Source organism: uncultured Ruminobacter sp. (assembly GCA_902764345.1).
GTDB lineage: Bacteria > Pseudomonadota > Gammaproteobacteria > Enterobacterales > Succinivibrionaceae > Ruminobacter.
The window spans coordinates 1-12,141 of sequence record CACWVT010000021.1 but is presented as its reverse complement, the minus strand read 5'-3'; the positions used below and the strand labels follow the sequence as shown (position 1 = coordinate 12,141).

Genomic DNA, 12,141 nt, shown 5'->3' with positions numbered 1-12,141 from the left:
ATGTATATTTTGTTTTGGATTTTAGGAGACGTATTTTATGAGTGAACAGGAAAAACAGCAGGATATCAATGCTGAAAACGTGGATGAAACCGTTGCACAGCAGACTCAGAATTCCGAAAGTCAGGAAGTGAAGGCTGAAGAAGCCGCAGCTGCGCAGGCTGAAAACACTGAAGAACAGGATGCCGAAGCGGAAAAGATTGAAGAAGAAATTGCTGCCATGGCTGCCAAACTGACTCCGGAAGAGTTAAGGGGTGAACTTCTTTCTGCCAGACTTTCCATCAGACAGCTCCAGAATGAAAGAAAACAGTTAAAATCTGAGTTTGAGAGAAAGCAGGCCGCTCTTCAGATTGAAAAGGCTACCGTAATGGCACAGTATGACGAATACAAGAAAAATGTAAGTGCCGAACAGGAAGACAAGCACAAGAAACTTATGGAAGTAACCCAGAAGAAGCTTGCCGAAGCCATTGCCGCCAATGAAGAAGAAATCAGCCGTATCAGAACCAGATGTGACAATGAGATTTCCAAGGCGAAGAGTTTTGCACTTGAGGGCTTTGTAAAGGATCTTATTCCAAGCATTGAACCTTTGGAAAAGGCTTTGTTTTACTCAGATCGCAACAATCCTCAGCAGAAGGATCTCATAGAAGGTCTTGAAATGACCATGGAACTTATTCTTAAGGCTATCAGCAAGAACGGCGTTGAAGTTATTGATCCTCTTAATCAGCTGTTTGACCCTAACTATCATCAGGCCATCCAGCACATCCCTAATCCGGCAGTTCCGGCCAATCACGTAATGGGAGTTATTCAGAAGGGATATGCGCTTAACGGTCGCCTGCTTAAGCCTGCTCTCGTAGTTGTTTCATCAGGAAATTAAAAAAATAAAAAAAATTTGATTTTAATCTTGAATTTGAAAAACTAGGCATTATTTAAGTTAGTGTAGAGATAAGAAAGCCTCCGGAAAAACAGAAGAGAAAGTTGTGAGGCTTAAAGATTTAAAAATAGGAGTTAGAAAATGGGTAAGATTATTGGTATTGACCTCGGTACTACCAACTCATGCGTGGCAGTATACGAAAATGGTAACGCTCGTGTTTTAGAAAATGCTGAAGGTCATCGTACCACTCCTTCAGTTATCGGTTACACCGATGACGGTGAAATTTTAGTGGGTGATGCCGCAAAGCGTCAGGCCGTAACAAATCCAAAGAACACACTGTTTGCAATCAAGAGACTTATCGGTCGTCGTTTTGATGATGTTGAAGTTCAGCGCGATATTTCAATCATGCCGTTCAAGATTATTAAGTCTCCAAACGGTGATGCCTGGGTTGACGTAAAAGACAAGGGTATGGCACCTCCACAGGTTTCTGCAGAAGTTCTCAAGAAGATGAAGAAGACTGCTGAAGACATTCTCGGTGAAGAAGTTACCGAAGCAGTTATTACCGTTCCTGCATACTTCAACGACCAGCAGCGTCAGGCAACCAAGGATGCCGGTCGTATTGCAGGTCTTAACGTAAAGCGTATCATCAACGAACCTACCGCTGCTGCAATGGCTTACGGTGAAGACAAGGTTAAGGGTGAAAAGAAGATTGCGGTATACGACCTCGGCGGCGGTACCTTCGATATCTCAATCATCGATATCGATGAAGTTGACGGTGAAAAGACTTTCGAAGTACTTTCAACCAACGGTGATACCCACCTTGGCGGTGAAGACTTTGATAACCTCCTCATCACTTACCTGATTGATGAATTTAAGGCTACCAACAACATCGACTTAAGAAATGATATTCATGCTTTACAGCGTCTGAAGGAAAGTGCTGAAAAGGCTAAGATTGAACTGTCATCCGCAACTCAGACTGACGTAAATCTTCCTTACATCACTGCAGATGCCACCGGTCCAAAGCACATGAACATCAAGCTGACCCGTGCAAAGCTCGAATCACTGGTTGAAGATCTGGTTCAGAAGTCTCTGATTCCTGTTCAGACAGCTCTTAAGGATGCCGGCTTAACCGTTAATGATGTTGATGAAGTTCTTCTGGTTGGCGGTCAGACCCGTATGCCTCTGGTACAGCAGGTTGTTTCAAAGTTCTTCGGTAAGGATCCTCGTAAGGACGTAAATCCTGATGAAGCCGTTGCCGTAGGTGCTGCAATTCAGGGTTCCGTACTTGCCGGTGACAAGAAGGACGTGCTTCTTCTCGACGTTACTCCGTTATCACTCGGTATTGAAACTCTCGGCGGCGTGATGACCACTCTGATTGAAAAGAATACCACTATTCCTACCAAGAAGAGTCAGACCTTCTCTACCGCTGAAGATAACCAGCCTGCAGTAACCATTCGCGTACTTCAGGGTGAACGTAAGCGTGCAGCAGACAACAAGTTACTCGGCAACTTCAACCTTGAAGGCATTGCGGCTGCTCCACGCGGAGTACCACAGATTGAAGTTACCTTCGATATCGATGCTGATGGTCTGATTCACGTAAGTGCCAAGGATAAGAACACCGGTAAGGAACAGCAGATTCCCATTCAGTCTTCATCAGGTCTGTCAGAAGAAGAAATTCAGAAGATGGTTCGCGAAGCTGGAGCTCACTCTGCCGAAGATAAGAAGTTTGCTGACCTGGCAAATGCCCGTAACCGTGCCGATGCCGTAATTCACTCTTACAAGAAGCAGATGCAGGAAAACGGTGACAAGATTCCTGAAAATGTTAAGACCGAACTTAACCAGGCAATCAATAACCTCGAAAATGCCGCACGCGGTGATGACCTTGCAGCCATCGAAGATGCTGAGAAGAAGCTTCAGGAAATTGCAGGCTCCTTAGCTCAGTATGCACAGCAGGCTCAGGCCGGTGCAGGTGCTTCAGGCGCACAGCAGCAGAGTGCCGGCGGTAACGCCAACAACGGTGCCCGTGACGCTGATTTCGAAGAAGTTTAATGGCATACAGGTAAAACCTGAATAACGGATAAAACGCCGTTATATGAATCTAACGGACACTGTCAGTAGACAGAGTCCGTTACTTGTATGTTATGAATAAGATTAAATTAGGGAATTGACTTTTATGGCTGAGAAGCGTGATTACTATGAAGTGCTTGGCGTTGAAAAGAATGCCGATGATCAGACTATAAAAAGGGCCTTTAAGCGTTTGGCCATGAAATACCATCCGGATCGTAACAAGGAGCCGGGGGCAGAAGAAAAGTTCAAGGAAATTAACGAGGCCTATGCCGTATTAAGTGACCAGCAGAAGAGAGCTGCATATGACCAGTACGGATTCGCCGGTGTTGACCAGAATCAGGGCGGCTTCGGTGGCGGCTTTGGCGGTGGTTTCGGAGGATTTGACTTCGGTGATATCTTCGGTGATGCCTTCGGTGACATCTTCGGCGGTGGCGGACGTCGTCGCAGCGGTCCGACCGTGCAGCCTGGAGAGGATCTTCAGATTCAGGTTTCAATCACCCTTGAGGAAGCCGTAAAGGGAATTAAGAAGAAGTTTAAGATTAACAAGCATGTTACCTGTGACTGTTGCCACGGAACAGGCTGTGAAGAGGGTTCATCAACCAAGGAATGTCCTACCTGTCACGGAGCCGGTGCAATCCTGAAGGGGAACGGCATATTCAGAATTCAGGAAACCTGTCCTACCTGTCACGGTAAGGGTAAGATTTTTGAAAAGCCTTGTAAGAAGTGTAACGGTGAAGGCAGATATCCTGGTAAGCAGGAGGTTGAGGTTGACATTCCTGCAGGTGTTGATGACGGTATGAGAATGACCATCCGTGGCGCCGGTGAAGCCGGCAGAAACGGAGCTCCTGCCGGTAATCTCTTCGTGTTCATCAGGGTTAAGCCTCATCCTATTTTCGAAAGAGAAGACATGGATCTCTACGTTGATGTGCCAATCAGCATTACCACGGCAACTCTGGGCGGTAAGGTTGAGGTGCCTACTCTCGACGGTAAGATTTCACTTACGGTTAAGGAAGGCACACAGTCCGGTACCCAGCTGAGAGCAAAGGGTAAGGGTATTCCTTCAATTCACGGTTCTGCAGTGGGCGATCTTTACTGTCGAATCATTGTTGAGGTTCCTGTAAATCTTAACAACGAACAGAAGGAACTGCTGAAGAAGTTTGATGATTCAATCAACGGAAAGGGCTCCAAATCCTCAAGCAATCTTCCTGGGGTAAAGGGGTTCATGGATAAAGTTAAGGCATTCATTGACGGTTTCGCGGATCCGAAAAAGAATAAGTAATGTCCGACGCCAAAAGTTGTGAGGGACATACAGTTATTTAATTTTTATCATGTTAAAATAAAGTAAATCCGTTGGCTGTAATGCCTGTTCATTAGACGCTGCGGAATTTTACGATAATATAATAGTTCATGGGTCAGCTGCGTACAGCGGCTGATTCAATTTTTTTTATCATTTAAAAATAGGGGAACATAATGGATAGAACTCCAATGACCGTTCAGGGGGCAGAAGCCATCAGAAAAGAGCTCGATTTTTTAAAGGGCACTGAACGTCCTCGTATATCAGATTTAATTGCTGAGGCCAGAGAACACGGTGACCTCAAGGAAAATGCCGAGTATCATGCCGCAAGAGAAGCTCAGGGCATGTGTGAGGCTAAGATTAAGGATCTGGAAGCACAGTTATCAACTGCTGAAGTAATTGACATTACCAAGGTAAAGGTTGACGGTGAAAAGAAGGTTGTTTTCGGGGCTACCGTTAAGCTTGAAAAGGATGACGGTACTGAAATCACTTACAAGATTGTCGGTGAACATGAATCAGACGTTAAGAATGGTCTGCTTTCATTCAAGACTCCTATTGCCAGAGGCCTTATGGGCAAGTACGTTGATGACGAAGTTGAAATTGTTACTCCTAAAGGAAAGGTAACCTACTACATCAACGATATTCTGTATATCTAGGACAGTCCGGATTTTAGGATCCGTTATCTGAATTTTGTTATCTGTGAAATGAAAGGGAGCCTCGGCTCCTTTTTTGTTTTGAGATTGAAAAACAATAAACAGATACCATGCAGCTGACGCAAACGTTTTGCGGAGAAAACATACCGTCCGTCAGTTGAAGATGATTGTTTGGTACGGTCGAACAGTTGACGGGAGAGCTCCCTCTGAAATTAAAATACCGGAGCTTTTCCACTGCATCTGACTGATATGGTCAGTGTCTGTCGCTTCCGGTATTGTAATTCTTGGTTTTAGGCTTTAGGAAGGCTGAAACTGCTTTCCTTCTTTTTCTGCTTGAAGAAAGTAACGTTGTTACCCATAATCTGAACAATGGTCATGTCTGCCTTCTCAGCCAGTTCGGCTGCAACGGCTTCCCTTACTTCCTTTTCCTGACCTGCAATTTTAACCTTGATTAGTTCATGATGATCAATGGAAGACTTTATTTCTTCGATAACGCTGTCGGTAATGCCTTTCTGACCAATCATTACTACGGGCTTAATGTCGTGAGCCTTTGATTTGAGATAAAGCTTCTGTTTGGTTGTAAGTTCCATAATACACATCCTTAAAAATTTTCTGCATTATACAGATTTTTATGACATCTGTGAATAAGTATGAAAAATGAAATCCTGATGTTTTTCGCCGGGAACATCTCATGTGAATCTTTATATCAGCTGACATACACTGTATAATTACTGCGGATGAATGAGAATTCCCGGAAGCCTGATTTTTCGGAGTCCGGGATTCACGTTTTTTATGTTTGATCTGAAGTCCCGGTTCATACATTCCGCCTGTTGAAGCGGATCCGCGACTTCATAATGTAGTGAACGGGAACTGTTTATGAAAGTTAAACCATTAGTTAAGGATTTTATCAGTCCTGAGTACAAGACCGAATCAGCCGGCGGTATGGACATCTATTTCCAGGAAGACGTTACCCTTGTTGCCGGAAAGGACAACATTGTGAATCTGGGGTTCGCGGCTGAAGTTCCGGCAGGTCACGTTGCTCTTCTTCTTCCACGTTCCGGAGCAGGCATCAAGGGAATCGGTTTACGCAATACCGTAGGCGTAATCGATTCTGATTACAGGGGCGAATGGATTGCCCATATCGTGATTGATGAGCAGGGAGATAATTTTGCCGGCAGGGAGATTGTATTTAAAAGAGGTGAAAGGGCCATTCAGAGTCTGATTGTTCCGGTTGCCGTTGAAACAATCGAAATTGTCGACGAACTGTCAGAGACTGCAAGAGGCGCCGGCGGGTTCGGCTCCACAAAATAGTCCGTAACCGGATTTAATCTGAAACAGTCAGTTGATGAACCGGGCTCGCAGGTTTTACCTGGAGCCCGGTTCATTTTTTCAGAGGAAAATATTTTAATCTGTAATGCCGGTTAAATAATTGCAAAAATAAAGGTGACAAAAACACTGTTTATTACATATAATAAATATGCTTATGTGTAAAACGTAATTTGAACGTAAACCTGGTACGGCCGGACGGACACAGTCCGGTTTCGCATTTTTCATTGGTTTGAGTAATGGAGCGGAAACATCAGATGAAAGACTCAGTCATAAGAATTCTACATACCTCAGACTGGCATTTGGGTAAGAGACTGCACGAATTCGACAGAAGTATTGAATATCGTAAATTTAAAGAGAACCTGCTCCGGACGATTGAAAGTGAACAGCCTCATCTGCTGCTGTTGGCGGGTGATGTCTTTGATACGATAAATCCGTCCCTGGAAGCCGAAAAATTTCTGGGAACCACTCTGAATGAAATACGCAGAAGACATCCCGGTCTTCATATTGTCATAACCTGCGGCAATCATGACAGTGCCAGGAAAATCGACAGTGTTTCCGCCTACATGGAATGCTGTGACAGACTGATGATTGTCGGTGAACTGCCTGTTGTCTATTATGAGGAAAACCCGTCGGTCTGCGATGTCGATTATGAGAAGCTGATTTATCCGGTGCGCACCGATGACAGAAAACTTCAGGCATTAGTGGTGGCCATGCCTTTTCTGAGTACGACAAGGGTTCTTAACCTTGGTGTTAACCGTTCACATGACGGAAGTGAAACGGATTATGAATCAGGCGTCAGAAATATTTATCAGGGGTGTCTGGATTTCATCAGAAACAGTGAAGAATATAAGGGAGCCGATGTTCCCATTATTGCCATGGGGCATTTTTTCGTGAAAAGCTCGACTCTTAGCGGATCAGAGGAGGACAAGGCTACGGACATGATTGGCGGAGAGCAGGGAATCGGTGTTTCTGTTTTTGACGGTTATGACTATGTGGCTCTTGGCCATATTCATCTGCGCCAGAATATCGGAGGCTGCAGGCGGGTTCGTTACAGTGGTTCCCCGCTTCCAATAAATTTTGGGGAATGTGAATATCGCAATGGTGTTGATATTGTGGATGTTTTGCCTGCAGGGAGTTCTGATGACGGCGGAAGATATGACATTGAGGTGGTATCCCGTGTTTACGAGCGTGCCGTTGATTTCATCCGAATTCCTGCCCGGCGGGGAATGGCCTGTGAGGAAGAAGTACTGCAGACTCTTAACAATATGCAGATTTCCGCCGGAGAAAAATCCATTAATGAGCTGCCTTTCTGTTCGATTTTTGCCGAATATAATCAGGAAAACTCCGGTTTTGATTGCATCAGATCATATCGTGAAATACTGGATAAAAAAATCGGAGAGCTTTCCGGAAAGGCATTCCGACTTTGCGATTTCAAGCTTATTCGTAAAGAAGGAGATGGCGGAACCGTATTCCGTCAGCAGGATGTTCAGTCGCTTGACGACATCAGTTCACCGATTGTGCTGGCTTCAAGAATGTACGAAGAAGTACACAAGGGTAAGGAAATGCCAGAGGAGCTTGTAAAGCTTCTCAGTGAGATCATTGCAGAGGCTGAAAACGGAAAAGATGACTGCAGCGGAAAGTCAGCCTGATGAAAAAATCAGTTAAGAACGGCGGTCAGACAGAAAATATATAAAAACTAAACAGAGGCGGTTATGAAAATTTTAAGAGTTGCAGGCGTTAATCTGGCGAGTCTTGATGAGTTTGATATTGATTTTCGAAAGGTTACGAGTGACAGGAACAGAATTTTTGCCATTATAGGCGATACGGGAGCGGGGAAAAGCACCATTCTGGATGCCATATGTCTGGCCCTGTATGGCAGAACCCCTCGTATTTCCCGATATGGAACTAATTCCGGTGCTGTCGAGCTTGAAGAAGGTCAAAGTGTTGGAACGGATGATTCCATAAACGTAATGACCCGCGGAAAGAATAACTGTTCCGCCACCGTTGATTTTGAGGGCAGAGGCGGTGTTTACAGAGCCGTGTACTCAGTCTGCAAAAAAAGAACAAATTTCTCCTATTCATTTGAAGTGAGACGGCTTGATGTCAACGGCATCCCGGGAGAACTTCTGGTAGACAAGGAAAAGGCGTTTAGATTAAAACCTCTTGAAGATTTTATTCAGCCGTATACAGGTCTTACCTGGGAACAGTTTAAGAAGGTCATTGTGCTTCCTCAGGGAGAGTTTGCCGCATTTCTGGAAGATGATTCCAAGGCTAAAACAAGTCTTCTTGAAAAACTTACGGGTACGGAAATATACCGGAAAATTGATGCACTCGTTACTGAACGCATAAGCGGGATCAAGACTGTTTTGGACGATTACCATAAACGGATGAATGTTATATCCGGACAGCTCCTTTCTGATGATGCCAGAAAGAATATCGGGGAAAGACTTAAAAGCTGTACCGAGGAAATAACAAAAACATCTGAAAGAATTCAGGTTCTTAATGCTTATGCAAAATACGTTGCGGATCTGAGCAGGGTGAATGCGGATATTTCCGCACTTAATGCTGAAAAGCAGAAGCAGGAGGCACGTAAGGACGATTATCGGGATGATTACAGGATAAAGTCGCTTTTTGACCTGTCCCGCCCCCTGAGGGATATTCATATAAATCTGAATAATGTCGACAGGAATCTTGAAAATCTGAGGAAGAACGGAACAGAGCTTGCGGACAGTCGGAAAGCATTGGAAGCGAACCTTCATTCATCCGAGGAGATTCTGAAAAAAAGAATATCTGAATATGAGGATCGCAAAAAGGAAAAAGATCTGAAGGCTCCGGTCATAAAGCAGGCTGAAGCTCTGGAGCAGAATAAAAATACCATAGTGACCATGTCGGAAGAGTCCAAAAGGAATGTTTCAGAAAAAAGTTCAATTCTGAAAAAACGGAAGAAGGACCTTGCTGAAGCAGAAGCAGCCGGAAATGATGTCATAAAAAGAATCAGCGAGCTGGACGAATCTTATAAAAAGAACCAGAAATATGAGTTCTTGAAGGGGAAATGGCCGGATCTCAGGGTGAGAATTACCGAATACCGGAACTGCAGTAATCAGCTTCGTGAAAAGGAGAATGCGGCTCAAAATCATTGTCAGGCAATGAATGAAAAAAAATCTGAGTGGCTTAACCGTTATAACGAATATCAGAAGCTCACCGGGGACAGCTGTCAGTATTCATTTGATGACGGGATTATTCCCGGGACTGGGCTGTATGAAGCCGCTGTGACAGATGCCGAGTCATTCAGGAGACAGGCCGGTTCCGTGGAGCAGTGTCTGACAACATTAAAATTTCAGACGGATAAATACCTTGCCGCCGCAGAAAAAACAAGGTACTGGCACGTTGGTTTTACGGATGCCTGCAGACAGATTTCCGTTTTGAATGCTGATTCCGGGCTGACCGCACTCAGGAAAAGATCGGCAGAGCTGAATGACTGCATAAGAACATGTGATGTGGCCATTAAGCTGCACGGCTATGCCGTGAATCTTAAACCTGGAGATCCGTGCCCGTGCTGCGGGTCGACCGTTCATCCGAGACTTGAAGGTCATATCGGCGGACTGGAAAGTCTGCTTGACAGACTGATAAGTGACAAAGCCACATATGAAACAGAACTGAAAAGCGTTGATGCGGATATAGACAGCCACGGGAAAAAGCTTATTGAACTGCAGGAGATGAGGAAAACGGCGCTCTCAGGACTAAAGATATCTGTCTCTGAGCTGATGTCTGCCGACACTGAAATCCGCAGAACGGTAAAGCAGTTAAAAGAATACACTGACGGCATATCGGTTTTTGCAGAACATGCGGATGAAGGAAAGGTTACATGCCTTAATGATTTACGCTCCCTGTTCCGTGATATGGGTGAGGCAGGATTTTTTCTGCCATCCTTCTGTGATGAAAAATTGTCGCCTTTAACGGAGAACCTGATGGGGATTGTGCCTCAGTTGTCTGAAGACGGTGACGGATTGCTTAAAGATGAAAATAATAAAACGTCTCAGTTTCCGGATGACCGGCTGCATTCATTTAAGGAATGCACAGACAGAATACGTGAGTTTCATGATCTGCTGAGGAGAAAGTCCGGTGAAGTGTCTGTTATTTTCGAGAATATCGGTAATGCCGTTAAGATAATTGAGAAAATCAAAAACATTTATGAAAATTTTGCGTATGTCAAAAAGGCCTTTGTCAGTGAATCGTCTCAGGCGGCACTGCTTAAGGAAAAGGTGGCAGGCCTTGATTACAGAACCGATGATGCCGGTCTTGCCCAGGCCTGGACAGCCATGATCAATGTCAATGATGACGCAAAGTTCGAAGAATATGTCCAAAAGTACAATAAGATCTGTGATTCACTGAATGATTATGACAGACACCGCAGTGAACTTGATACCGAACTTGCGGTAAAGAATACTTCCGTGGAATCCTTTAAACGCAGCGTGGCTGATGCTGAAAGCGCTCTGAAAGCCGAGGAGGACGAGCTTGCGAACAGAGAACGGAAACTTGCCGCAGTTAATCAGGAACTTTTGGATCTTACCGGCGGTGTCACCTCCAGGAAAATGACGGAGAGGCTTCAGCAGGCTATTGATAAGGCCGGAAATGAAATGCATCAGGCAGAAATTAATTGCAGTGAGGTGAAAAGCAGGCTTGCAGGCTGTCAGAATCAGCAGAAGGAAAATGAAGAAGGGATTCGTTCGGCTGAAAAGGAAAAATCCAGTCTCAGGGAGAAGCTTGGTGCAGAGGCCGGGAATATTGCATCAGGTGAAAGAAATTCAGGACATTTTTCCGTGGAGGAGATTGTTTCGGCGGCACTGATGGAGGAGAACCTGTATCAGGAAGCACTTAAAAGAGTGGAAATGCTGGAAGCCGATATTCAGAAAACGGATAAGGCTCTGATATCACGGATGGCTGTTCATGATGATACTGAAAGACGGCTTGCGGAAATCAGAACAAGAATTTCTCCTGAGGATTATGCCGAAGACGGTAACGGCATCAGAGAGAATGTCCTTGCGGAGGCAGAAAGTAAGAGAATACTTCTTGAGGAAGAAAAATCAGAACATGAAGGCAGTCTGCGTAATGACAAGAGTAATCTGGCAGAGCTTGAAAATCTTCGGAACGAGATTGAAAAAATCAGAAATAACAATAAGTCCGTGTATGAACTTAAGGAGCTGTTTGATATCAAGAGAAGCTTCAAGGAGTATGCGCAGAAGATTACCTTCGGCTATCTTGTAAGTAAGGCCAACAGGTACATTCTTGATTTTACCTCCGGCAGATATGAACTGAAGCAGGTTTCTGCAAAAACAAAAAAGGATCGTGAGCATGAGGTTAACTACCTTGAAATTGCCGTTATAGACCACGACAGAGGAGACAGCAGCAGACTGGTGAATTCTCTGTCCGGAGGTGAAAAGTTCCGTGTCGCCCTGGGGCTGGCACTGGGACTTTCAGATTTGATTGTAAGGAATGTCAGGGTCGACAACATGTTCATAGATGAAGGCTTTGATACATTGGACAACGAGAGACTAGACAGCCTCCTGAATTCGCTGTCCACCGTTACCAACCGTCAGATAGGTATTATTACTCATGTTGATCAGGTCGTTAACGGCGGAATGATTCAGTCCAGGATTCTTGTACGTCACCGTGCCGGAGACTCATCCCGCAGTGAGGTTGTTGTTCTTTAAGGAAGAAAGATAGGAATGTGGTGGCGCTCATTCCTTTGTACTTCAGAAACTCGTACTGATTCTTAGGATAAAATCCGTCACATCTTGAAATATTGCGATTTTATCACTATTTAAACAGAGGGTTAACAACTGCTTGACTAAATCTATAAATAGTTTATAATATATTTAAAATAGTTATAGGTTTGTTTGTAATGAATAAGATTATTTCAATTGGACAGG

8 protein-coding genes are annotated in these 12,141 nt (G+C 44.5%); 7 read left to right on the top strand and 1 reads right to left on the bottom strand.

Features of this window, described 5'->3' with window-relative positions; genetic code table 11:
• Nucleotides 1–37: 37 nt before the first annotated feature.
• From grpE to greA, 4 genes are all read left to right on the top strand, one after another.
• On the top strand, nt 38–871 hold the full coding sequence (gene grpE, locus QZU58_RS05275) for a nucleotide exchange factor GrpE (protein WP_294495531.1): 834 nt from the start codon (nt 38–40) through the stop codon (nt 869–871).
• 138 nt (nt 872–1,009) lie between these two features.
• Nucleotides 1,010–2,917, top strand: coding sequence for a molecular chaperone DnaK (gene dnaK, locus QZU58_RS05270; protein WP_294495529.1), 1,908 nt, complete (start codon nt 1,010–1,012; stop codon nt 2,915–2,917).
• Between the two features lie 124 nt (nt 2,918–3,041).
• On the top strand, nt 3,042–4,214 hold the full coding sequence (gene dnaJ, locus QZU58_RS05265; RefSeq protein ID WP_294463356.1) for a molecular chaperone DnaJ: 1,173 nt from the start codon (nt 3,042–3,044) through the stop codon (nt 4,212–4,214).
• A gap of 191 nt (nt 4,215–4,405) precedes the next feature.
• Complete coding sequence (gene greA, locus QZU58_RS05260) at nt 4,406–4,885, top strand: transcription elongation factor GreA (RefSeq protein ID WP_294463357.1); 480 nt, start codon at nt 4,406–4,408, stop codon at nt 4,883–4,885.
• 287 nt (nt 4,886–5,172) lie between these two features.
• Here greA and yhbY read toward each other — a convergent pair whose 3' ends face one another.
• On the bottom strand, nt 5,173–5,472 hold the full coding sequence (gene yhbY / locus QZU58_RS05255) for a ribosome assembly RNA-binding protein YhbY (RefSeq protein WP_294463358.1): 300 nt from the start codon (nt 5,470–5,472) through the stop codon (nt 5,173–5,175).
• Between the two features lie 286 nt (nt 5,473–5,758).
• On the opposite strand from yhbY, the gene dut reads away from it, so the two are divergent.
• From dut to QZU58_RS05240, 3 genes are all read left to right on the top strand, one after another.
• Entirely contained in the window at nt 5,759–6,193 is a 435-nt protein-coding gene (dut, locus tag QZU58_RS05250; protein ID WP_294463359.1) for a dUTP diphosphatase, read from the top strand.
• 272 nt (nt 6,194–6,465) lie between these two features.
• Nucleotides 6,466–7,860 (top strand): exonuclease subunit SbcD, encoded by a 1,395-nt coding sequence (gene sbcD / locus QZU58_RS05245; RefSeq protein WP_294495528.1) that lies wholly within the window; start codon nt 6,466–6,468, stop codon nt 7,858–7,860.
• Nucleotides 7,861–7,923: 63 nt separating this feature from the next.
• Nucleotides 7,924–11,922 (top strand): AAA family ATPase, encoded by a 3,999-nt coding sequence (locus tag QZU58_RS05240; protein WP_294495526.1) that lies wholly within the window; start codon nt 7,924–7,926, stop codon nt 11,920–11,922.
• Nucleotides 11,923–12,141: the final 219 nt, after the last annotated feature.